The 21,880-nt window shown below is 69.9% G+C and carries 17 protein-coding genes and 2 pseudogenes; 12 read left to right on the plus strand and 7 right to left on the minus strand.

The window, feature by feature from the left end:
* Positions 1–40: 40 nt before the first annotated feature.
* Together ACWC91_RS39135 and ACWC91_RS39140 are read right to left on the minus strand one after the other, a co-directional pair.
* The gene (locus ACWC91_RS39135) at positions 41–1,435 is read right to left on the minus strand and encodes an NAD(P)/FAD-dependent oxidoreductase (protein WP_281156381.1); all 1,395 of its coding nucleotides are present in this window, start codon (positions 1,433–1,435) and stop codon (positions 41–43) included.
* A 198-nt stretch (positions 1,436–1,633) separates the two neighbouring features.
* Positions 1,634–2,350 carry a TetR/AcrR family transcriptional regulator gene (locus tag ACWC91_RS39140; RefSeq protein ID WP_225077629.1) on the minus strand — a complete coding sequence of 239 codons (717 nt, stop codon included), beginning with the start codon at positions 2,348–2,350 and terminating at the stop codon, positions 1,634–1,636.
* Between the two features lie 173 nt (positions 2,351–2,523).
* Here ACWC91_RS39140 and ACWC91_RS39145 point away from each other — a divergent pair, with 173 nt between their 5' ends.
* Together ACWC91_RS39145 and ACWC91_RS39150 are read left to right on the plus strand one after the other, a co-directional pair.
* Positions 2,524–3,975 (plus strand): APC family permease, encoded by a 1,452-nt coding sequence (locus ACWC91_RS39145; protein WP_281156387.1) that lies wholly within the window; start codon positions 2,524–2,526, stop codon positions 3,973–3,975.
* A gap of 93 nt (positions 3,976–4,068) precedes the next feature.
* Positions 4,069–5,706: an amidohydrolase gene (locus ACWC91_RS39150; RefSeq protein WP_225077630.1), complete on the plus strand. Its 1,638-nt coding sequence runs from the start codon at positions 4,069–4,071 to the stop codon at positions 5,704–5,706.
* Between the two features lie 25 nt (positions 5,707–5,731).
* Here ACWC91_RS39150 and ACWC91_RS39155 read toward each other — a convergent pair whose 3' ends face one another.
* A complete protein-coding gene (locus ACWC91_RS39155; RefSeq protein ID WP_225077631.1) occupies positions 5,732–6,793 on the minus strand; it encodes a LacI family DNA-binding transcriptional regulator in 1,062 nt (353 codons plus the stop codon).
* A gap of 157 nt (positions 6,794–6,950) precedes the next feature.
* Between ACWC91_RS39155 and ACWC91_RS39160 the strand changes: the two genes are divergently transcribed.
* The 7 genes and pseudogenes from ACWC91_RS39160 to ACWC91_RS39190 all read left to right on the plus strand — a co-directional run.
* Positions 6,951–8,591 carry an ABC transporter substrate-binding protein gene (locus ACWC91_RS39160; protein WP_450641813.1) on the plus strand — a complete coding sequence of 547 codons (1,641 nt, stop codon included), beginning with the start codon at positions 6,951–6,953 and terminating at the stop codon, positions 8,589–8,591.
* Positions 8,591–9,544 (plus strand): ABC transporter permease, encoded by a 954-nt coding sequence (locus tag ACWC91_RS39165; protein WP_225077632.1) that lies wholly within the window; start codon positions 8,591–8,593, stop codon positions 9,542–9,544. The genes ACWC91_RS39160 and ACWC91_RS39165 overlap by 1 nt, the downstream gene beginning before the upstream one ends.
* A complete protein-coding gene (locus ACWC91_RS39170) occupies positions 9,541–10,413 on the plus strand; it encodes an ABC transporter permease (protein WP_450641815.1) in 873 nt (290 codons plus the stop codon). Before ACWC91_RS39165 ends, ACWC91_RS39170 begins: the two co-directional genes overlap by 4 nt.
* 5 nt (positions 10,414–10,418) lie before the next feature.
* On the plus strand, positions 10,419–11,399 hold the full coding sequence (locus ACWC91_RS39175; RefSeq protein WP_225077633.1) for an ABC transporter ATP-binding protein: 981 nt from the start codon (positions 10,419–10,421) through the stop codon (positions 11,397–11,399).
* Positions 11,400–11,404: 5 nt separating this feature from the next.
* A complete protein-coding gene (locus ACWC91_RS39180; protein WP_374113994.1) occupies positions 11,405–12,232 on the plus strand; it encodes an ABC transporter ATP-binding protein in 828 nt (275 codons plus the stop codon).
* Between the two features lie 30 nt (positions 12,233–12,262).
* A complete protein-coding gene (locus ACWC91_RS39185; protein ID WP_450641817.1) occupies positions 12,263–13,690 on the plus strand; it encodes an amidase in 1,428 nt (475 codons plus the stop codon).
* Positions 13,691–15,319: 1,629 nt separating this feature from the next.
* Positions 15,320–15,493, plus strand: a pseudogene (locus tag ACWC91_RS39190) (ISL3 family transposase); the annotation flags it as partial.
* 8 nt (positions 15,494–15,501) lie between these two features.
* Here the strand turns inward: ACWC91_RS39190 and ACWC91_RS39195 are convergent.
* The gene (locus tag ACWC91_RS39195; RefSeq protein WP_450641836.1) at positions 15,502–15,777 is read right to left on the minus strand and encodes a hypothetical protein; all 276 of its coding nucleotides are present in this window, start codon (positions 15,775–15,777) and stop codon (positions 15,502–15,504) included.
* A 110-nt stretch (positions 15,778–15,887) separates the two neighbouring features.
* Here ACWC91_RS39195 and ACWC91_RS39200 point away from each other — a divergent pair, with 110 nt between their 5' ends.
* Positions 15,888–16,151, plus strand: a complete 264-nt coding sequence (locus ACWC91_RS39200; RefSeq protein WP_450641819.1) for a DUF3761 domain-containing protein — start codon at positions 15,888–15,890, stop codon at positions 16,149–16,151.
* A 583-nt stretch (positions 16,152–16,734) separates the two neighbouring features.
* On the opposite strand, the gene ACWC91_RS39205 is transcribed toward ACWC91_RS39200, so the two are convergent.
* From ACWC91_RS39205 to ACWC91_RS39215, 3 genes are all read right to left on the minus strand, one after another.
* Positions 16,735–17,280, minus strand: coding sequence for an SMI1/KNR4 family protein (locus tag ACWC91_RS39205; RefSeq protein ID WP_450641821.1), 546 nt, complete (start codon positions 17,278–17,280; stop codon positions 16,735–16,737).
* Entirely contained in the window at positions 17,277–17,495 is a 219-nt protein-coding gene (locus ACWC91_RS39210; protein ID WP_450641823.1) for a hypothetical protein, read from the minus strand. The genes ACWC91_RS39205 and ACWC91_RS39210 overlap by 4 nt, the downstream gene beginning before the upstream one ends.
* 139 nt (positions 17,496–17,634) lie before the next feature.
* The gene (locus tag ACWC91_RS39215; RefSeq protein WP_450641825.1) at positions 17,635–20,760 is read right to left on the minus strand and encodes an FG-GAP repeat domain-containing protein; all 3,126 of its coding nucleotides are present in this window, start codon (positions 20,758–20,760) and stop codon (positions 17,635–17,637) included.
* Positions 20,761–20,895: 135 nt separating this feature from the next.
* Here ACWC91_RS39215 and ACWC91_RS39220 point away from each other — a divergent pair, with 135 nt between their 5' ends.
* Together ACWC91_RS39220 and ACWC91_RS39225 are read left to right on the plus strand one after the other, a co-directional pair.
* Complete coding sequence (locus tag ACWC91_RS39220; RefSeq protein ID WP_450641826.1) at positions 20,896–21,546, plus strand: SDR family oxidoreductase; 651 nt, start codon at positions 20,896–20,898, stop codon at positions 21,544–21,546.
* Positions 21,547–21,764: 218 nt separating this feature from the next.
* Positions 21,765–21,875, plus strand: a pseudogene (locus ACWC91_RS39225) (amidohydrolase family protein); the annotation flags it as partial.
* Positions 21,876–21,880: the final 5 nt, after the last annotated feature.

Consider the following 21,880-nt stretch of genomic DNA (forward strand, 5'->3'; position numbering starts at 1 on the left):
GACATGGCCGCCTTAGCGCTTGACGTACCCATCAGGACCATCAGGAATCGAAGCCGAGGCCGAGCCGGTCGAGGGTCCTGAGCCACAGGTTGCGTCGGCCGGAGTTCTCGTCCGCGCGGGCGAGGGACCATCTGGTGGCCTGGATCCCCGCCCAGCGGACCGGTTCCGGCGGGAACGGAAGGGGTTTGCGCCGCACCATCTCCAGTTGGGTGAGCTCGGTGCGCTCGCCGGCCAGCAGGTCGAGCATCACCTCGGCGGCGAAGCGGGTCGCTCCCACGCCGAGGCCCGTGAATCCGGCCGTATGCGCGACCCGGCCCCGGTGCGTGGTGTCGAAGAACGCGCAGAAGCGGGTGCAGGTGTCGATCGCGCCGCCCCAGGCGTGGGTGAAGCTCAGCCCCTCCAACTGCGGGAAGGTCCGGAAGAAATGCCGGGCCAGGGTGGCGAACGTCTCCGGCCGCGTGTCGTGCTCGGCGCGCACCCGGCCCCGGTAGTGGTAGACGGCGTCGTAGCCGCCCCACAGGATGCGGTTGTCGGCGGACAGCCGCACGTAGTGGAACTGGTTGGCGGCGTCGGAGAATCCCTGGCGGTTGTGCCAGCCGACGGAGGCGAGTTGTCCGTCCGTCAGCGGCTCGGTCATCAGCGCGTAGTCGTACACGGGGACGGTGTAGAGACGGTGCCGCTTGACCAGGGAGGGGAAGGCGTTGGTCGCGAGGGCGACCCGGTCCGCGAGGACGCGGCCGTACGGGGTCCGCACCGCGATTCCCGAGCCGGCCTCCTCGATGGCGGTGGCCCAGGTGTGCTCGTGGATGCGTACGCCGAGGTCCAGACAGGCCTGCTTGAGGCCCCACGCGAGACGGGCGGGGTTGAGCATCGCCGTGCCGTCCTTGTCCCAGAGCGCCCCCAGGAACGTCGGTGAGTCGATCTCGGCGCGGACCTGGTCGGCGTCCAGCACCGTCTGCTCGGAGCCGTGGCGGGCGGCGAGCGCGGCGAACTCGTGCAGGTCGTCGACCTGGTACGGCTCGGTCGCCACGTTGAGCGAGCCGGTGCGCCGCCAGTCGCAGTCGATGCCGTACCTCGTGATCGTGTCCTCGATCGCCTGGAGGTTCCGCATGCCGAGCCGCTCCAGGTCGCCGAGCTCGTCGGGCCAGCGGTCGAGGCCGTTGCTCAGACCGTGGGTGAGGCTGGACTCGCAGAAGCCGCCGTTGCGGCCGGAAGCGGCCCAGCCGATCTCCTCCCCCTCGATCAGGACGACGTCACGGGAGGGATCGCGTTCCTTGGCGATCAGAGCGGTCCACAGGCCGCTGTAGCCGCCGCCGACCACGAGCAGATCGCAGCGGGTGTCGGCGACGAGGGCCGATACGGCCTGCGGGCGGCCGGGGTCCTCCAGCCAGAACGGGGTGGGGCTGGCGTCCTGGAGGGCGCGGACGGGATCCATGGAGGACTCCTTGTGTGCATGGAGGGACTCGCCTCCGGGTTCCTCCATCAGATCTCCGACCCCAGAATAGTGTCAACGATGTTGACGTAAGCCTGCCCGTACCCCGGACCCGGACCCACGCGATCCATGTCCTCCGCCTCACTCGCCTGGTCCGGCCGGACCCCTGGCGGGCAGGTGGCGGGAGTGAGCGATCCGCTCTCAGCCCACTCCCCCAGCCGCCGCGGGCAGCCGGGCGGCGACGGCTTCGAGCAGCAGCTCCAGCGCGAACGGATAGCCGCTGAGCGGCATGTCGGCGGCCAGCGGGCGCACGGTGGCGGCGATGTTGGGGTGGGTGCTCGCGTCCAGGTTGCCGTAGCGGACCAGCCACACCTGGCGGTCTGCCGCCTGCGCGGGAGCCGGCATGGCCAGCGCGGCCGCGTCCAGGGCCGCGAAGGCGAGGGCCTGGTCCACGAAGGCGTGGTAGATCCGCACGGCTTCCCGGTCGTGGAAGCCCGCCGACCGCAGCACGCCGAGGATCATCTCCACGGCCCGCATCTCGTTGTCGCGCCCGGTCGTACGGTGTGCCGCCAACAGTGCGGCCTGTGGGTGCGCCTGGTACGAGGCATGGACGCGCAGGCCCAGCTCACACAGGTCGGTACGCCAGTCGCCGGTGGGCTGCCAGCCGTGCTGGGCACGGCCGATGAGCTCGTCGGCGATGGCCAGCAGCAAGTCGTCGGTGTTGCGGAAGTACCGGTAGAGCGCGCTCGGATCGGCGCCCAGCGCACCCCCCAGCCGCCGGACCGTCAACGCCTCCGCGCCGTGCTGGCCGACCAGCCGCAGGGCCGTCTCCACGATGATCTGCTCGGACAGCACCGTGCCCTGCTTCGTCGGCCTTCTGCGCCGCCTCTGCGGCTCCGGAACCACACGCTCAGCCATGAGCCGGAGCTTATGACAACACCATTGACGTGAGAAGTGGAGGAGGATTTCATGACCTGCCATCCGGCCCCTCCGGCCGCTTCCCCCCTACAGCAAGGCGAAGATCGTTGGCAGTACCAGTGAAGGGCGCGGGCACCACGCCGGGAACAAGCGCCCCAGCCCCCGAGGCCGCGATGCGGAAGTCCATAGGCGTCGTCGACGGCATCGTGCTCGCCGCGTCGAGCACCGCGGCCACCAGCAGCATCGGCATCGGACTCGGCCTGATGGCGAGTATCGTCGGCCTGCACCTGCCGGCGATCATGCTGCTGGCCTTTCTGCCCGTGCTCGGCATCGCCGGCGGATACGGGCGCCTCAACCGTGCCGAACCCAACGCGGGGAGCAGCTACAAGTGGGTCGGCCGCGTTCTGAGCCCCTGGCTGGGCTTCCTCACCGGATGGGTCAACGTCGTCGGCACGATCGTGTTCATGGCCTACACCACCACGGTGACCGGCTCGGCGATCATCCAGCTCCTCGGCCAGGCCACCGTCCACAGCATCGCCGGCCTCTCCCTCGATCCGGACTCCACCCTCCAGTCCACCCTCCTCGGCATGGCCGTCCTGGTCGCCGCCGCGCTGGTCGCCGTCCGCGGGCTCGACCTCGCGGCGCGACTCCAGAAGTACCTGCTGATCTTCGAATACGGCGTGCTGCTCGTCTTCTGCGGCTACGGCCTGTTCGCCGGGGACCAGCCCTTCTCGCTCCAGTGGTTCAACCCCTTCGACATCCCCTCGACCGAAGCCCTCGCCCAGGGCATGGTCCTCGCGGTCTTCTGCTACTGGGGCTTCGAGTCCGTCTTCAGCGTCGGTGAGGAAGTCGGTGACCCACGGGACGCCTCCCGGGGCGGGTTCATCGCGCTGACCGTCATGCTGCTGCTGTTCCTCCTCGCCGGCACCGCCTTCCAGCGGGTGCTGCCGCTGGGCGAACTGGCCGACAACGGCGCGCAGGGGCTCGCCTACTTCGGCACGAAGCTCGCCCACCAGCCGCTGGCCGCGCTGCCGCTCATCGCCCTCATGTTCTCCGCGGTGGCGTCGCTCCAGGCCGCGGTCATCCCCACCGCCCGCGGGATGTTCGCGATGGGCCGCGACGGCGTCCTCGGCTCCGTCTGGACGCGCCTGCACCCCAGACACGGGACACCCGCCGCCGGCACCCTGCTGATCACCGCGATCGCCCTCGCCCTCGCCGCGCTGGCGCTGATCATCCCCACCGTCAACGACTTGATCTTCGCCGCGGTCAACGCGATCGGCATCGTCGTCGCCCTCTACTACGCACTCACCGCCGCGGCCGCCGCCGTGCGCTTCCGCCACCTGCTGCGCGCCTCACCCTCGGAGGCTCTGCGCGCGGTCGTCGGACCGGTACTGGGCGCACTCGCGCTGCTCACCATCGGCGGGTACCTCGCCTGGACCTTCTACCGCTCCACCGATCACTTCGAACTCTCCGCCGACAACGGCTGGTTCGCGTTGCTCGTTCCGGTGCTGATGATCGGCTCCGGCCTGCTGGCCGCCGCGTGGGCCCGCTGGCACCGCCGGTCGCCCTACTTCTCACGTTCCCGCGACACCGCCTCCGGCGACGCCCCGGCCGGCGCCGGCTGACCAGCACCCCCGCGGACGCACGACGCGGACCGCGACACCTCATTTCTCTCCCACGGCCCACGAACGGGCCGCCCACCACCAGGAGCACCTCCCATGACCAAGGCCGATCTGGTCTTCACCCAAGGCCCCGTGCACACCGGGGACCCCGCCCGCACCCGGGCGAGCAGCCTCGCCGTCACCGGGGACCGGATCACGGCCGTCGGCCACGACGAGGTACGGGAGCTGATCGGCCCGAGGACCGAAGTCGTCGACCTCAGCGGCAAGCTGCTGCTTCCCGCCTTCCAGGACTCCCACATCCACGCCGTCTACGGCGGCATGGAGCTCGCCGAGTGCGACCTCAGCGGCACCGTGGGAGTCGACGAATACCTGCGCCGCATCCGTGAGTTCGCCGACGCCCACCCCGGCAGCGGCTGGATCACAGGCGGCGGCTGGTCCATGGAGAGCTTCGAGGGCGGCCTTCCGACCCGGCAGCTGCTCGACTCCGTGGTGCCGGACCGGCCGGTGTACCTGGTCAACCGGGACCACCACGGTGCCTGGGCCAACACCCGCGCGCTCGAACTCGCCGGCGTCACCCGGGACACCCCGGACCCCGACGACGGCCGGATCGAACGAGAGGGCGACGGCGCACCGAGCGGCGTCCTCCAGGAGGGAGCCACCGGCCTGGTGGCCCGGCTGGTGCCCGCGAAGACCGCCGCCGACCGCCTCGACGGCCTGCTGCGCGCTCAGCGGCTGCTGCACTCGCTCGGCATCACCGGCTGGCAGGACGCCCTGCTCGGCGAGTTCAACGGCCAGCCCGACCCCTCCGACGCCTACCTCACCGCCGCCCGCGAGGGAACCCTCACCGCCCGGGTCAACGGCGCGCTCTGGTGGGACCGCGGCCGAGGTTCGGACCAGATCCCGGAGCTGGTCTCCCGCCGCGCGGAACTGAGCCACGGCAGGTTCCGGGCCGGCTCGGTGAAGATCATGCAGGACGGCATCGCGGAGAATTTCACCGCCGCGATGACCAGCCCCTACCTGGACGGCTGCGGCTGCGCCACCGCCAACAGCGGCCTGAGCTTCGTCGACCCGGTCGCGCTGCGCTCATATGTCACCGAACTCGACGCGCTCGACTTCCAGGTGCACTTCCACGCCCTCGGCGACCGCGCGGTGCGCGAGGCGCTGGACTCGATCGAGGCGGCCCGCACCGCCAACGGCCGCCGCGCCACCCGGCACCACCTCGCCCACTTGCAGGTGGTCCATCCCGACGACATCCCGCGCTTCGCGCGGCTCGGCGCGATCGCCAACATCCAGCCGCTGTGGGCCGCCCACGAGCCGCAGATGGACGAGCTGACCATTCCCTTCCTGGGTCCCGAACGCGCCGCCCGGCAGTACCCCTTCGGCTCCCTGCTGCGGGCCGGCGCGACCCTCGCGGCGGGCAGCGACTGGTCCGTGAGCAGCCCCGATCCGCTCGCCGGTATCCATGTCGCCGTCAACCGGATGGAGCCCGGGGCGACCGACGGCCGGGTCTTCCTGCCCGAACAGCGCCTCGACCTCGCCACCGCTGTCGCGGCTTACACGGCGGGTTCGGCCCACGTCAACGGCCTGGACGACACCGGCACTTTGCGGCCGGGCCACCTCGCCGACCTGGTGGTCCTCGACCGGGACATCTTCACCGCCCCGGCCGAGGAGATCCACACGGCCCGGGTTCTGCGGACCTACGTGGGTGGAGCACTGGTGCACTCCGCCTCCTGACGGCCGCACCGTCGGAGCGCGACCGTCAGGAGGTGGAATCGCCCCCGCGCTCCGACGACGTCCTGATCTCCAGTTTCGTCCGCACCAGCGCGCCCGTCGGCTCCTGGCTCCCGCTCTCCAAGGCCGCGACGAGCAGTTCGACGCCCTTCTCGGCCACGCTCACCGGCTGGAGGCTCAGGGTCGTGACGGGCGGGTCGGCGTGGGCGGCCGAGGTGTCCTCGCTCGCGCACACCAGCATCAGGTCGCCGGGGACCGACAGGCCCAGGCGGCGTGCGGCGTCGAGCACCAGCGGCGGGTTGGCCTCGGTCAGCACGAACAGGGCGTCCGGCCGGCCGGGCGTGGTGAGGGACCGTTCGACCGCCTCGATGGCAGGGCCGTTCCCCGGCCGGGCCGAAAGGGTGACACGAGGCGTGGCGCCCTGCTCGGCGCACCAGCGCCGGTAGGCGTCCAGGGCCGCCGTGTAGAAGCGGGTCGGGGTGTCGGGCGCCACGACCGCGATGCGCCGTGCGCCCTGTGCGTGCAGATGGTCCAGCACCTCGCGTACGGCGGCGTCGGCGTCGACGTCCACCCAGTGCGTGCCGGGGCGGCCCTCCACCGAGCGGTCGGTGGACACCAGGATGCGGGCGGCGATGAAGTCCTCCACCAGGGGATCGTCCACGAGCGGGTCGGCGACGATCGCGGCGTCGAGCGGCAGGTCGGCCCACTCGTCGGGCGATGAGCCGGTGGGCAGCAGCACCAGGCCGTAGCCGTGGCGCAGGGCCGCGGTCGCGACGGCGCTGGTCAGTTTGGTGAAGTAGGAGGAGTCCATGTAGGACCCGGGGCCCGTGGGGTACTCCCCCACGGCGTAGCCGATGAGCCTGGCGTGCCCGGCGCGCAGCAGCCGTGCCGTCGGGTTGGGCCGGTAGCCGAGGCGGCGTGCGACCTCGCGGGCGTGCTCGCGCACGGCCGGCGAGAGGCGCCCGGTGCCGTTGAGCGCCGCGGAGACGGTGGTCTTGGACAGGCCCGCCTCGCGGGCGACGTCGACGAGGCGGACCCGGGGGACGGCGGCCGGGACGCCGTGGCCAGTGCGGCGCGGAGTTTCGGTCATGCGCTGATGCTGCCAGTCCGGCGTGCCGCCGTCCACGCGTCTCTGACCTTTAAAAAACCGTTCCCGCAAACCCTTGTGCGGGAACGTTCCCGCACCAATACTCGCTGCAACCTCCAGAACCCTCGACCCCCGGAAAGGGGCCGGTTCCTTGCGTGCCTTGCGTACCTCCAGATCCACCGCCCTGCTCGCCGGAGCCGTAGCGCTGGCTGCGACCGTCTCCGGCTGCTCCGGCGCCTCGTCCACCGGCGCCGGATCCGCCAAGGGCGGCACCACCTATCAGGTCTCCGCGGACACACCCGCGGCCAAGGGCTCGATCTCGTCGTTCTCCTGGTCGCTGTACGCCGAGCCGTACTCCCTCGACTACACGCAGGCCTGGGACTACCCGCCCAACACCGTCCTGGCGAACGTCTGCGAGCAGCTGTTCCGCATCACGCCGGACATGAGAATCGCGCCGGGCCTGGCCGTGAAGTCGGCCAATCCCGACCCGCTGACCTGGGTGTACACCCTGCGCAGCGGCGTGAAGTTCCATTCCGGTTCGACCATGACCGCGGACGACGTCGTCGCCTCACTGAAGCGCCATCTCGACCCGGCCGTGGGCTCGGCGTGGGGCAGCGCGTTCAAGAACGTCGCCTCGGTCACCAAGACCGGCCCGCTCGAAGTGACGATCAAGCTCAACAAGCCCGACGTCCTGCTCGACGAACTGATGGCGGCCTCCCCCGGCACCATCGAGAGCGCCGCGTTCCTCGCCAGGACCGGACGGGACTACGGCAACCCGAAGGCCGGCGTCGACTGCACCGGCCCCTACACGCTCGACACCTGGGCCCAGGGCGACAGCATCACCCTGAAGAAGAACCCCACGTACTGGGACAGCACGCTGACCCCCAAGGCGGAGAGCGTCAAGTTCGTCTTCATCCAGGACCCGGCCGCGCGCACCAACGCCTGGCTCTCCGGATCGGTCGACGGCGGGTACCTGGTGCCGGCCACCTCGATCGGTCAGCTCAAGTCGACCTCGCGGGGCAAGCTGTACTTCGGCCCGAACACCGCCGCCTCCGACCTCGCCGTGTTCAACCTCAAGGGCACGCTCGGCGATCTGAAGGTCCGTAAGGCCCTGTCCATGGCGCTGGACCGGCGGAGCATCATCAAGGCCGCCGTCGCGGGAGTGGCCGTCCCGGCCAAGGCCCCGGCCGCGCGGGGCGCCTGGCAAACCGCCCCGGACCGAACGGAACGCTACTTCTCCGACCTTCCCGACCTGGTGTACGACATCGACGGCGCCAAGAAGCTGATCAAGGAGGCAGGTGCGACCGGCAAGAAGGTCGTCATCGCGAGCAGCACGCTCACTCCGGAGATAACCGTCGTCGCCAACGCCGTGCAGGCGGCCGGCAAGCAGATCGGTCTCGACGTGCAGATCAAGCCGATCGCGCCCGACGCGTACACCGCGCTCTTCACCGACCCGCACGCCAGCGCCGGCATCGACCTGGTGTTCACCAACGGCTACATCAACTCACCCGACCCGCTCGAGTTCTACCAATCGTTCCGCACCGGCGACTTCGGCAACTACGGCAAGTACTCGAACCCTGAGTTCGATGCGCTCTACGACCGGGCGACGGCGGTCGCCGACCCGGCCGCACGTGCCGACCTGACCGCCGAGCTGCAGAAGATCGCGCTGCGCGACCTGCCCGCCATCCCGCTGTACGAGGCTCCCCACTCGGTGTTCCTGGGCAGCCGGATCACCGGTGCCCCGGCCGGCATCGCCCAGCTGTACTACCCGTGGGCCGCGAAGATCGGCTCGGCGAACTGATGACCCGTTACCTCCTCGGCCGGCTCCTGGGGCTGGTGACGGTGCTGCTGATCACCTCGTTCCTGGTCTTCAGCGCGGTGCACCTGGCCCCGGGGGATCCGGTGTCCTTCCTTCTCAAGGGCCACCCGGTGTCGCCGGAGACCAAGGCCGCGATCCGCGCCCAGTACCACCTCGACGACCCGTTCTTCACCCAGTACCTGAAGTGGGTCGGCGATGTGCTGCACGGCGACTTCGGGCGCTCCGTCCAGTTCCGGCACGACGTCGGGTCCCTGATCGGCTCGCGCCTGCCGAGCACGGCCCTGCTCGTCGGGTACTCGGCGGTGCTGGTCTGTCTCGGCGGCGTGCTCGCGGGCATCCTCGCCGCGCTGCGCCCCGGGGCGATCGACCGCGTGGTGCTCCTGTGCACCGGCGTGGCCACGGCGACCCCGCCGTTCGTCAGCGCCATCGTGCTGGTCTCGCTGTTCTCGGTGCAGCTGGGCTGGTTCCCCGGGCCCGGCGACGGCGGCACCGGTTTCGCGGACCGGCTCTACCACCTGACGCTGCCCGCTTTCGCCCTCGCGGTCACCCTCGCCGGGCTGCTGGCCCGGGTGACCCGCTCCTCGATGCTCGACCAACTGGGGCGGGAGCACGTGGAGGTGGCGCGTTCCCGCGGGGTCGCCGAGGGCGACGTGGTGCGCCGGCACGTGCTGCGCAACGCGCTCGGCCCGATCGTCACCGTCGGCGGCACGATGCTCGCCGGACTCCTGGTGAGCACCTCGATCGTGGAGACCGCCTTCAATGTGTCCGGGGTCGGCTCACTGCTCGTGCAGTCGGTGACGGTCAAGGACTTCCCCGTGGTGCAGGCGATCACGCTGATCACCGTGGCGGCGTTCGTGCTGGTGAACCTGGTCGTGGACCTCCTCGCCCCGCTCATCGACCCCCGGCTGACTCTCACCCGGCGAGGTGCCTCATGACCACCGCAGTCGACGTCACCGAGCTGCGCCGGCGTCCCGGTCTGCGCCGCCTGCGGGTGTTCGGTCAGGGGCCGCTGTTCACTGCGGCTGTCCTGCTGCTGGCCGTGCTGGTGGCCGTCGCCGTGTGCGCACCGCTGCTCGCGCCGTACGACCCCGACGCCCTCGATCTGCAGGCCACCCTGGCCGGGAGCAGCACCGACCACCTCCTGGGAGCCGACCAGTCGGGCCGCGACGTACTGTCGCGGCTGCTGTACGGCGCGCGCTCCGGGCTGCTCGGACCGCTCGTGGTCGTCGCGTTGTCGACCCTGCTGGGCATCCTGGTGGGCGTCGTCGCCGCCTGGCGCGGAGGCTGGGTGGACACGGTCCTCTCCCGGTCGATGGACCTGGTGTTCTCCTTCCCCGGCCTGCTTGTGGCGATCATGTTCGTGGCGGTCACCGGACCGGGCATGACCGCGCCCGTCATCGCCATGGCGGTCGCGTACACGCCGTACGTGGGCCGCCTGGTGCGCAGCATCGCCCGGCAGGAGAAGGCCCGTCCGTACATCGAGTCGTACCTCGTCCAGGGCTGGTCGGGCTGGACGATCTGCGTCCGGCACCTGTTGCCCAACATCACGCCGACGGTGCTCGCCCAGTCGGCGATCAACTTCGGGTACGCCCTGATGGACCTCGCGGCTCTCTCCTTCCTCGGCTTCGGGGTACAGCCGCCGACCGCCGACTGGGGCGCGATGATCAACGAGGGTGAGGGCGCGCTGTTGCAGGGCGCGATGCTTCCCGCGCTCGCGCCGTCCGTGTGCATCGTGCTCGCCGTCGTGGCGTTCAGCATCGTCGGCGAGGGCATCGCCGACCGGGTCGCGAAGCGGGAACGGTGAGGCGAATGACTGTGCAGCAGACTCTTCTTGAGATCGACAACCTCACCGTGCGGCTGCCCGAGGGGCGCGCGGCCCGGCCGATCCTGGACGGTGTGTCCCTGCGCGTCGCGGCGGGCGAGACCGTCGGCCTGGTCGGCGAATCCGGTTCGGGCAAGTCGGTCGCGTGCCGCAGCGTGCTCGGCCTGCTGCCCGAAAAGGCGCGGACGGAGGGCGAGGTCCGTGTGGCGGGTCGCGACGTACTGACGCTGGACCGCAAGGAGTTGAATGAGCTGAGGACCCGTCAGGTCTCGCTGATCTTCCAGGACCCGCGTGCCTCGGTCAATCCGATGCGGCGCGTGGGCGACTTCCTCACCGAGGGAATGCGTGCCGCCGGCGTACCTGCGGCGGCGGCGACGGACCGTGCCGAGGAACTCCTCGACGCGGTGGGCATCCGCGACCCGCGAGGCGCGCTGCGACGCCACCCGCACCAGTTCTCCGGCGGCATGCTCCAGCGGGTCGTCATCGCGGCGGCACTCGCGAACCGGCCCTCACTGCTCGTCGCCGACGAGCCGACGACCGCACTGGACGTCACGACCCAGGCCGAGGTCATCTCCATCCTCACCCGCCTGCAGGCCGAGCGCGGCACGGGGATGCTCTTCGTCACCCACGACCTGGAACTGGCCTCGGCCATCTGCGACCGCGTCTACGTCATGTACGCGGGACGGATCGTCGAGACACAGGCCGCGGGCGACCTGTTCGAGCGCCCGCGCCACCCGTACACGGCCGGACTCCTCGCCTGCACACCCCGCGTCGAACCCGACGCGGCGCCGCCACGGCCCATCCCCGGCCGCCCGGTCTCGCTCGCCGAGTCACCGGCCGGGTGCGCGTTCGCCGCGCGCTGCGCGCACGCGCAGGAGCGCTGCCCGGTCGAGAAGCCCGCCCTGCGGCAGTACGACGGCCAGGGTCTGGTCGCCTGCCTGCGCGCCGAAGAAGGGATCCTGCCGTGACTGCCGTGACTGCCGTGACAGAGAGCACCGGCGCGTCCGGTCTCGTGGTGGACGGACTGCGCAAGGAGTTCGGCGGCCACGCGGCGGTCGACGGCGTCTCCTTCACCCTGCGGCCGGGAGGCTCACTGGGCATCGTCGGCGAGTCCGGCTGCGGCAAGACCACCACGGCACGCATACTCGTCGGCCTCGAGACACCCGATGCCGGCACGGTCCACCTGGGCGGACGCGACCGTTCGGCACGCACCCGCGGCCGGGCCGAACGGCTGGCCCGCGCCCGCGAGATCCAGATGGTGTTCCAGGACCCGTATCTCTCCCTCGACCCCCGCATCAGCGTGAGCGCGTGCGTCGAAGAGGCCCTGCGCCTGTACTTCCCGCTGGACGCGCCGGCGCGGCGCAGGCGGGTCACCGAACTCCTCGACCAGGTGGGGCTGGGAGAGCGCGAGGCCACGGCCCTGCCTCGCCGGTTGTCCGGAGGGCAGCGTCAACGCGTGGCGATCGCCCGGGCGTTGGCGGCCCGACCGCAGGTGCTCATCCTCGACGAGGCGGTCGCCGCCCTCGACGTCTCCATCCAGGCGCAGATCCTCGACCTGCTCGCCGGCATCCGCCGCGACGAGGGCATCGGCTTCCTCTTCGTCAGCCACGACCTCGCGGTCGTCCGGCACATCACCGACGAGGTGGTCGTGCTCAGGGCCGGAAAGATCGTCGAATCCGGCCCCACGGCATCCGTCCTGACCACCCCCGAGCATCCCTACACCCGCCTCCTGCTCGACTCCGTACCGCGGCCCGGATGGGATCCGGACCGCATCTCCGCAGGCCGCCGCGCGCTTGCCTGACCCTTCCAACTCATCCCGAAGGAACATCACATGACCGATCTCACCGACCTCGCCCATCTGCCGGCCACCGAGGCCCTGCGTCGGTTCCGCGACCGCTCCCTGTCACCGGTCGAGCTGATGACCGCGGTCATCGCGCGCGCCGAAGCCGTCGAACCAAAGGTCAACGCCCTCGCCGAGCGGATCTTCGAGGAGGCCCTCGCCGCCGCCCGCGAGGCCGAGGCACGGTACATGGGCAAGGGCGGGGCGCCCCGCGCGCTCGAGGGTCTCGCCGTCGCGACGAAGGAGGAGCAGCCGATCGCGGGCCGCCGCAGTTCGGACGGCTCCCTGGCGTTCCAGGACGAGATCGCCGAGCAGACGCACCCGGTCATCGAGCGGGTCCAGGCTGCCGGCGGCATCGTGCACGCGCGGACCACGACCCCGGAGTTCAGCTGTGCGGGGTACACGCAGTCACGGCTGTGGGGCGTCACCCGCAACCCGTGGAACCTGGAGTTCACTCCGGGCGGCTCCTCGGGCGGCGCGGGTGCCGCGCTCGCGGCGGGTGAGACGACGCTCGCGACCGGCTCCGACATCGGCGGCTCGATCCGCATCCCCGCCTCGTACACGGGCACGGTCGGCTTCAAACCGCCGTACGGGCGCGTGCCGGCGATGACGCCGTTCAACCTCGACACGTACTGCCACGACGGTCCGATGGCGCGCACCGTCGCCGACTGCGCCCTGCTGCAGAACGTCATCGCGGGGCCCCACCCCCTGGACGCGGTCTCGCTACGGCCCGAACTCGTGCTGCCCGAGCGGTTCGAGAGCGCCGAGGGCCTGCGGGTGGCGCTTTCGATCACCCTCGGTGACTGGCCGGTCGATCCCGAGGTCGAGGCCAACACCCGCGCGGTCGCCCAGGCGCTGCGCGCGGCCGGGGCCGTCGTCGAGGAGGTCGAGGTCCCCATCATGCGGGCGGACGTGATGCGGGCAGCGATGATCCACTTCGGTTCCGTCTTCGGCCCCTACATAGGGTCGGTCGCCGCCGAGCACGGTGACCGGCTCACCACGTACGCCCTCGACTTCGCCCGGCGGGCCGCCGAGGCCGTCCGCGAACCCGGCAGCTTCCTGCAGGGCCTTGAGATCGAGGCCGCGGTGCAGACGACGCTCGGCGCCCTGCTGGAGGGCTACGACGTCCTGCTGTGCCCGACCACAGCCGTCCCGGCGCTCAAGGCGGACGACGACTACCTCTCGACCAAGGTCGTGATCAACGGAGTCGAGCTGGACTTCTACCTGGAAGCCGCGATGACCACGGTGTTCAACATCGCCAGCCGCTGCCCGGTGCTGAGCGTGCCGTCCGGTTTCGCCTCGACCGGAGTGCCGACGGGGGTGCAGGTCGTCGGGCGCACCTACGACGACACCATGGTGTTCCGCGCCGCGGCGGCGATCGAGGCCGTCCGGCCCTGGAACAGGGTCCCGATCCTCTGACCCGACGTCTGACGGGCCCGCCCCCGAATAGTGTGGACGTGCGCCGAATCCAGCACAGCGCCTCGCCCAACACACAGAACCGTTCGTCCCTCTTCGGGCCCCTGAACCACCGCTCCAAAAGCAGGCATGGTGGCCGCACGCATAGCCAGCCGCAAGACTATGTCGGCTCGCCACATGTGCGCTTGACCTGCATGTTCCTACCGTATGCCGACACGTACCCGTCCCCACCGCAGACGAGGAAGTGGCGCACATGGCCTCCCCGACCGCCTTTCCCCCACCCCCGGCGAACCTCCCCCGCATCGTCGCCGCCAGCCTCATCGGCACGACCATCGAGTGGTACGACAACTCATTCGATCGGGGCTAGGACCTGCTGTTTTCCATGACTCCGGCCACCAAAGTCAGCACGGAACCAGCACCGGAACTCAACCGTGCTGGTCGGGGCAAGCAGACGAGAGCTCGATGCAGAGCGAAGCAGGGAGTCCAGAGACCAGCGACACTCACAGACTGTAGTCAAATTTCCGGAGGAGCTGTCCCGCGGACTCTGCCGCAGGACGCCGCCATCCAGTCACCCGGCGAGGAAATCCGCCCCGTCCCATTGCGTGATTCCGACGTGCACGGGCGGACCTACTTGGCGTGCCTGCCGTGTGGGTCGGTCGATTCCGTGACGCAGGCGGTGATCCAGTACGCCCTCGACCGAAACAGGAGAAGTACAGCCGCGCGTTGGGGTTTTGTGCGAGGTGAGGCCACGTCTGCCTGCTCATGGGCCCTGCGCTTCGCGCCCTGCTCACTTCAACGTCCACAGCTCGCCAACATCGACCACACCCGGCTTGGCGACTTGGCCTTCCAGGGAAGCCCCTTCTACGGATCAGAGTCAAGGAACACACGACTCCGACCAGAGCCAAGATGCCGCTGACGGTCAGTAGGCCATTGAGCCCGCTGGCGTAGCCGAATCGGACTACGGAGAACTCTGTCCCCGCAAGGCGGGCAGCACGTCACGGGCCAGGCCGTCAGCGGATCTCCGCCGACGAAGAACACCGCTTGCGCTCCCCCTTCGAAGTCACCCACCACCTCGGCGCCCCCAACACCGCCGAGGCCTACCTCTTCGAACGCGACGGCCTGGTCCTGCAATGGGAGCGCGGCGCGGACCTGACCGTCCTCAACCGGGGACGCATCACTAGAAATCAGGGCACCAGCGAGCGCTTCGTCATCTGCACCGGATGCGGCTTGTGGTTCGACGCAATCCCTGGCCCCTCCCCGACCCGCGCGCAGCGAGATCGCCAGAAGTTCCACGACAAGATCTGCACCAACCAGAAGCTCGAATACAGCATCCTGCAGGTCGACTGCCGCGTCGACTGCCTGCAGGTCCTTCCCGACCTGGAGACACTCGACATCCGCCCGGACCAGCTTGAGGAGTTCCTCGCCAGTATCCGCGCCGCCCTGGACCTCGGCTGTCGCGTCATGCTCCAGGCCGGCGATGACGAGGTCGAGGCCGTCCTGGTCCACTGCCCCGAACTCAACGCCCTCGCCGGTCACGTCCGGTCCTTCGGCCAGATGCTCACCGAGCGCCAGGGCGACGGACTGCCGCAGTGGCTCGACGCTGTCCGGCGAGACGACCTCCCCAGCCTTCACACCCTCGCCGCAGGCATCGACCGTGACCGCGATGCCGTCATCGCCGGCCTCACCCTGCCCTGGAACTCCGGCATCGTCGAAGGACACGTCAACCGGATCAAGATGCTCAAGCGCCAGATGTTCGGCCGGGCTGGCTTCGATCTCCTCCGCAAGCGCGTCTTGCTCTACTCGTGAGCCACAGGTCAGACCGCATCATCAAGGAGCCCGAAGCCTTCCGGGAACCCTTCCAGGAACTCGCGTCGCGCAGGGTCGGACTCAGCTTCAGCCATCGTCCCCAGCAGTTCGATCAACTCGCTCCGCTGATCGCTGGACAGCTTGCTGACCAGGTGGGCGACGCCCTCCAGGACCTTGACCGCGTCGTCCGGATCCATCTGCTCGTCTTCACTGCCGTCGATGAACCACAGGACATCGACCAAAGCCTCGGCCAAAGCACGAGTCAGAGACGAGTACACATGCATCACGGCGGTCTCCCAGCAGGTCAACGACAGAGTTCGGCCATCCCACCACCAGCAGTACGGACTACCGCAAAGATCAGGTCCTTCATCAGTCCTTCAAGAGGGGATCTGTCTTGATCCGTACCGCTGTACCCGCACGCCGCTCCGTCGTACTTAGCACGGTCACCGCTCTCGCGGTGGCGGCGGCCCTTCTGATCCCGGCCGTCCACGCCGAGGCCAAGGCCACCTGCGCGCATCACACCACCGGTACCTGCGCCGCTGGTAAGCCCCACCCGAAGGGGGCCACCGCGAAGTGCAAGGACGGCACGTACTCGTACTCGAAGACCTTCAGGGGTACGTGCTCCCGTCACAAGGGCGTGAAGTACTGGTACAAGTGATCCCCCTACGTGAGGCCCCTGGCGATGGCGCTGGGGGCCTCGCGCACGTCTGGGAGCCTGCCGAGTGCGGTTGAATCCCTGCCCCCTTCGCATTGGAGAGACCGTGGATGCAGCCGTGCTTCGTCGTGCACACATAGCGACTGCCCAAGCTTGTCGTGCTGAGGCTGAAAAAGATCTCGCCGCGTTCGATCGACTGCCGATCGTCGACCCGGACCGCAGAGGGCGCATGCGTGCTGAACTGCACCGCGCGTCACGTCGATACCGGTACGCCGACGGACTTCCCTCTTTTGCTGTCCAGGGGCCCAGGTACCTGGCGGTGTGCCTCTGCCTCGCCGTATGTGCCGCGGTATTCGTTGTTCGAGCCGTAGGCGATCTCCTGACTTTCGGTTGGGCCAGTTGGCTGTGATTGTCACAGGCGTTGTGTGCCTGGCATGGCCATGCACGCGACCACGGCGACCGCGACCGGGAGCGCGACGACCGGCCCACGGTTACTGATTGTGGGGGCAACTACCAGTGACTCGGACAAGCGGAGCGGGCCGGAGACCAAAGGAACCGGTCCGCTCCGTGAGAGCACTTATAGTGGTCAGTCCCACCAGCCGTCGCCTGCGTGCCAGCGTTGCACCCATTCCAGGAAGCCGACCGCCTCCGGCATCGGATAGGGGTAGGCGCCGACTTCGGTGACCACCCAAACCTTGCCTCGTTGGGGACCTGTCACGACCAGGACCCAGTAGGAGGGGCCGTCGTCGGCGCCTAGCAGGATGGAGCCGTGGTTGCAGACGTCGGCGACGCGCTCGTCATGGTCGTCGGCGAGGGTTTCGTCTTCCCAGCCCCAGGCCTCCTGGAGCGGGAACGGGGCGGCTGGATTGCGGTCTCTGTCGTACGGCCAGTCGGGTGGGAGCCAGCCCAGAGGGAGGAGGCCGCCGTCTTCCGGCGGTCCGAGGGACGACCCGTTGGTGATCTCGGCGATCAGACTCCGGTAGGGCTCCGGAAGCACGACCCCGTGCTCGGATTCCCACGTCGAGACGCCATCGTGTCCCAGTGCCGGCTCGCGCCACTCCGTTGCAATTGCGGAGCGCAGGAACTCTAGGGTGGCCTCGGCAGGGCGCTGATCAGGTGATGTGGTGGTCACGGCAGCATGCTTGCAGAAGGGACTAACAGGGCCACTGCGGGGCCATCGGTCGCCGCGGTGCCGCGGATGCGGCGGGAACCCGCGGATTCGATGCCCTCGGCCAAGGGATTTTTGGCGTAGCCGTTGTAGCCCTCGATGCTGTTGCGGAGTCGGACCAGGTCCACATCGCAGTGCAGGCTGTCTTGGAGATGCTGGCGGGCGGCACGGTCCAGCACGCCACCTGCGAGCACATCGAGGACATCGTCATGATGCGGCGCGAACTGTCTGATGGCGAAGGAGCACCGAAGAGAGGCAGCCCTGTGGCCCGTCCGTGGGGGCACACCACGGTCGTGTGCCCCCACTCCCGAGCCCGGTTCAGAACAGTCCCTTGTAGCCCTTCCAGCCCGTCGCGATCTTCGTGCGGGCCCCGAACGAGCCCCGGCCGTCGCCGTTCTGACGCCACAGGTTCCCCGAGGTGTCGCGCGCCACCAAGTCGGGCTTCCCGTCCGAGGTGATGTCACCGACGCCGACGACCGCGTTGTACGAGGCACCCCACTTCGAGAACAGCTTGACCCGTTTCGTCGACAAGCCGCCCTTCGTCCCGTAGTACCGGTACAGGGTGCCGTCCTTGTGCCGTGCCAGCACGTCCCCGAGGCCGTCGCCGTTCAGGTCGCCGACTCCGATGATCTTCGTGTATGAGCCCCAGCCCGAGGCGATCTTCTTCCCGGCCGCCAGCGTGCCGTCGGGCTTCGCCGCGAAGAGGTACATCTCGCCCGTGGACGCCTTCCGCGCCAGCAGGTCGGTCAGCCCGTCGCCGGTGAGGTCCCCGGGCGCGGTGAGCACGTTGTAGGCCCTCCAGCCGGTGCCGCCGCTCAGCGTCCGGTACGAGGTCGAGGGCGTGAGCGGCTTTCCGCATGCGGGCCGGTACGCCCGCAACGATCCGTTCGCCATCCGTACGAGGACGTCGTTGCACTTGTCCTTGTTCAGGTCCCCGAAGGGCACGGCGACCACTGAGGTGGACCAGCCGCGCCCCGACGTCGTGCCAGAGAACTTCCCGGCGCCGTTTCCGTGATGGAACGTAAGGGTCCCGTGCGAGTCGAGCGTCAGCAGGTCCGCGATCGCGTCGGGCGACGCCCCGGACCCCGCGTAGTCGCGCGGGACGGGCTGACCGTGGACGAGCCGGACCGTCCCCGCGCGGCGCAGCGCCGCCCCCCGGCCGTCCGCCGGGTTCGCTGTGAGCTCCCAGGTGTACTGGCCGTTCCGCAGCGGGGTCTTGTACTGCTTCGCGGGGTCCATGCCCGTCCACTGCACGTCGAGCCGCCCGCGGGTGTCGCCGCCCTGGCGCCGGTCGACCACCCGGTTGGTGTTCTTGTCCCGGACCACGAGCGTCCAGGACGCGACCGGCTTGGAGAACACGCCGTCGAAGACCGCCGTCCCACGCATGCCCGCTCGATCCGCGGGCCATTCGGCGTTGACGGATGTGGCCTCCGCCTCCCGCAGGGTGATCAGGGACTGGGCGGTGGTGACCCCGGACGGCACGAGGTGGATTCGTTCCTGCGCGTCCACGTACGCGACGTTGCCGCTGTACCTGTCCACGGTCCAGCGGACGTGGCGCTGCGAGGTCCCGGTGTCGGGCAGTTCGCCGATGACCCGGGTGCTGGGAGAACCGGAGTCCACCATGGTGAGGTTCAGTTTCCCGGCCTGCCGGTCGTGGGTGACGACGTAGCCGTCGCCGAGCAGCGCCTCCCCGGAGGGGACGGCCACCGAGGTCTTGTTCGTACGGTCGTACACCCCGGCGGGCCCGCCGGCGCCGCAGCTCCAGTACAGCCAGCGGCCCACGGCCTGCAACTCCTGCGGAACGCAGCTCGCGCCGGTGTCGACGGTCTCGACCGTCTTCTTCGAGACGAGGTCGAGCGCCGAGACGCTGCCCGGCGTGGCAGCGGGCGTCCAGAGCCGGTTCTCCCAGACGGCGGCGGCGCTGGGGCTGCGCGTCAGAAGGGCGTCGTCGTCCAGGCGGTAGACGGACTGCTTGTCGGGGGTGGTGTGGATCAGGTACCTGCCCGAGACGTCGGTGATCCGGCCGCCGGCCGGCACGCTGCGCTGGTAGTAGTCGTATTTGCCGGGGCCGTGGACCCGGAGCAGGTCCGATCCGCCGCTCTGGCGCTCGATCCAGGCGATGCGCCCGTCGCCGACGTCGAAGACCGACGCGCAGCCGGGGTCTGCGACCGGGCAGTCGTCCATGACCACATCGGATGTCGAGGTCAGGCGGGTGTGCTCGCCGTACTCGGGGGTGCCGGTCGTGGCCACGTTCCGGACGTAGGGGGTGCGGCGGCCGTTCGCCATCTCGGCGTCGACGAGTCTGCCCTGACTCAGGACGAGCCCCTCGATCGGGACGACCGGCCGGGGCAGTGGCCTGACCGTGGTGACGACGGGCGCGCTGTCGTCGCCGGGGAGGATGTGCTGGATGCCGCGGTCGTCGAGGGTGGCCGACGTGCGGCCGATGGCGAGGGCGGTGCCGTCGGGAGCGGCCACCAGGCCGGTGTCCGACCCCGTGACCACGGTGATGGACTGCCCGCCCGCGACCGGCGTCGCCTTGAGGGTGGTGATGGCACCGGGACGATAGACCAACCAGTCGCCGGCAAGGGCCAGTTCGTGGCCCGGTTTGGAGAAGCCACTGTCCAGCGCGACCTCGACCGGCGTCGCCGACACGTCGGAGCGGGGCAGCACCAGCACGGTGGACGCGGTGGAGCTGTACACCACGATGTGGTCGGGGGAGATCCTCGCCCGGTAGTAGCCGCTGGGCAGCCGCTGCGTCCAGCCCTGGACCCGGCCCGTCTCCCGGTCGACGACGACCATCCGGTCCGTGCCGTCGGTCTGCCTGCTCTGGAACAGCACGCTGGTCGCGTCGGCCCCGCGCGGCTGGCCGAACACCATGTCCTCCGGCGCGCCGACAACCGGCACGTCGCGGGTGGTTCCGTCAGGGCCGCTGGTCAGCAGATGCATGACCCGAGTAGATGTCCCGTCCCCGGCGGCGGAGTTGCGGAAACTGACGACGGTGGTGCCGTAGACGGAGAGCACGCTCTGCCCCTCGGGGATGTGCACCGTACGGGTCGTCCCGTCGGAGGCGTCCCACAACTCCACCCGGTCGGGATAGCGGTACGCGAGTACGTCGCTGCCCGTCGCTTCCGTAAAGTACGAGCCTTCCGGTTTCGGCACGGCGACCGGCGCGCCGCCGCCGTAACGCGACCAAACGAGACCGGAGTAGCCCTCAAGCCGGTGGAAGAAACCCTGGCTGCCGGAACCGTCCGCGCCGGTCAGGGTGTTGGCGGCATAGAGCGAGGCCGAGGTGTAGGTGCTGCGCAGGGCCGCCGGGACGACGGTCTCCTGAGGTACGGCAGGCGCCGCAGAGGCGACGCCGGGTGCCAGCGGACCGGTACCGGCCAGTAGAGCCGCGAATGCAGTGACGGCGATACCGGCGGGTCTCGCACCACGGTGGTGCACAACGGTATTGCGGAACAAGGGTGCCCCTCCCGAGAAGCCCGAGGGGTAGGCGATGTCGTCCATGACGACTCGGCCCTCAGCCGTCGCATCCCCCCGGAAAGTCGGCCGATACTACCGCCACTGGGTGTCACGGCTGTGTACGAGGAAGGGACGGAGGCGGCATCGTCGGCCGTGCGCGCGCTGCTCGCCACCGCGGTCCGCATCGACCACTTCGTCGGCAACGCCGGCATCCACGACGGCGGTTTCTCCCTCGCCGACACCCCGCCCCAGGATCTGGGGCGCATCACGCGGCGGGTGCTCGACGTCGACGTCGTGGGCTACGCGCTCGGTGCACGGGCCTGCCTGGACCAGCTGATGGAGACCGGCGGCTGCATGACCTTCACCCTTTCCGACGCCTCCTTCATGGTCGCCGGCAACGGCGCCGGACTCGCCTACGCGACGGCCAAGCACGCGGCACTCGGGCTGGTGCGGCACCTCGCCGCCGAGTTGGCCCCACGGGGGCGGGTCAATGCGGTCGCCCCCGGCGGTGTCCTCACCGCACTGAGGGCCAGCACGGCCGACGGCAGCGAACAGGCGCTGTTCAACCACCCCGACGCGCTCCTGACCGCGGTGCGGGACCTCAATCCGTTGCGCATCGTGCTGTCTGCCGAGCAGCTCGCCCCGCTGTATCTGTTCCTCGCGTCGCCCGAGGCCGTGAGATCAGCGGGAGTCGGGGCTCGAAGGCCCTGGCCGGCAGTGTTCACTGTGCGGTGTACCCCCCGTCGACGGGCATCGAGACCCCGGTGAGGTAGGCGGCTTCGGGTGATGCGAGGTAGGACTCGCTCCAGCCAACCCGCTCCGCCCTGGTGCCAACGAGTCCCTCAGCTGACGAATAACCGTTTAGCCAGAGCCCCAGGCCTCTTGGGCAGGGCTGTCAGGCCCCATCGCTCCGTTTCACGCGGGGGCTTGCCGATCATCAAGGTCTTTTCGGGGCTGGGACTCGTTGATGTCGTATGCGCATCCCGGACGAGGGCACCCCCGCCGACCTCGTGGTCTACGCCGAGGACCCGCGTGCGGACGTCCGCGCCCTGGCGGCCCCGCGGCGGGTGGTCCTGAACGGCAAGGTGGTCGGCTGAGGGGC

The sequence above is a fragment of the Streptomyces sp. NPDC001204 genome (assembly GCF_053598035.1).

Bases quoted from the DNA above. Each gene is read 5' to 3' on its own strand.
- ACWC91_RS39195 (WP_450641836.1), bottom strand. From the start codon at position 15,777: ATGCATGTGTACTCGTCTCTGACTCGTGCTTTGGCCGAGGCTTTGGTC.
- ACWC91_RS39145 (WP_281156387.1), top strand. From the start codon at position 2,524: ATGCGGAAGTCCATAGGCGTCGTCGACGGCATCGTGCTCGCCGCGTCG.
- ACWC91_RS39170 (WP_450641815.1), top strand. From the start codon at position 9,541: ATGACCACCGCAGTCGACGTCACCGAGCTGCGCCGGCGTCCCGGTCTG.
- ACWC91_RS39175 (WP_225077633.1), top strand. From the start codon at position 10,419: ATGACTGTGCAGCAGACTCTTCTTGAGATCGACAACCTCACCGTGCGG.
- ACWC91_RS39150 (WP_225077630.1), top strand. From the start codon at position 4,069: ATGACCAAGGCCGATCTGGTCTTCACCCAAGGCCCCGTGCACACCGGG.
- ACWC91_RS39185 (WP_450641817.1), top strand. From the start codon at position 12,263: ATGACCGATCTCACCGACCTCGCCCATCTGCCGGCCACCGAGGCCCTG.
- ACWC91_RS39135 (WP_281156381.1), bottom strand. From the start codon at position 1,435: ATGGATCCCGTCCGCGCCCTCCAGGACGCCAGCCCCACCCCGTTCTGG.
- ACWC91_RS39155 (WP_225077631.1), bottom strand. From the start codon at position 6,793: ATGACCGAAACTCCGCGCCGCACTGGCCACGGCGTCCCGGCCGCCGTC.
- ACWC91_RS39140 (WP_225077629.1), bottom strand. From the start codon at position 2,350: ATGGCTGAGCGTGTGGTTCCGGAGCCGCAGAGGCGGCGCAGAAGGCCG.
- ACWC91_RS39165 (WP_225077632.1), top strand. From the start codon at position 8,591: ATGACCCGTTACCTCCTCGGCCGGCTCCTGGGGCTGGTGACGGTGCTG.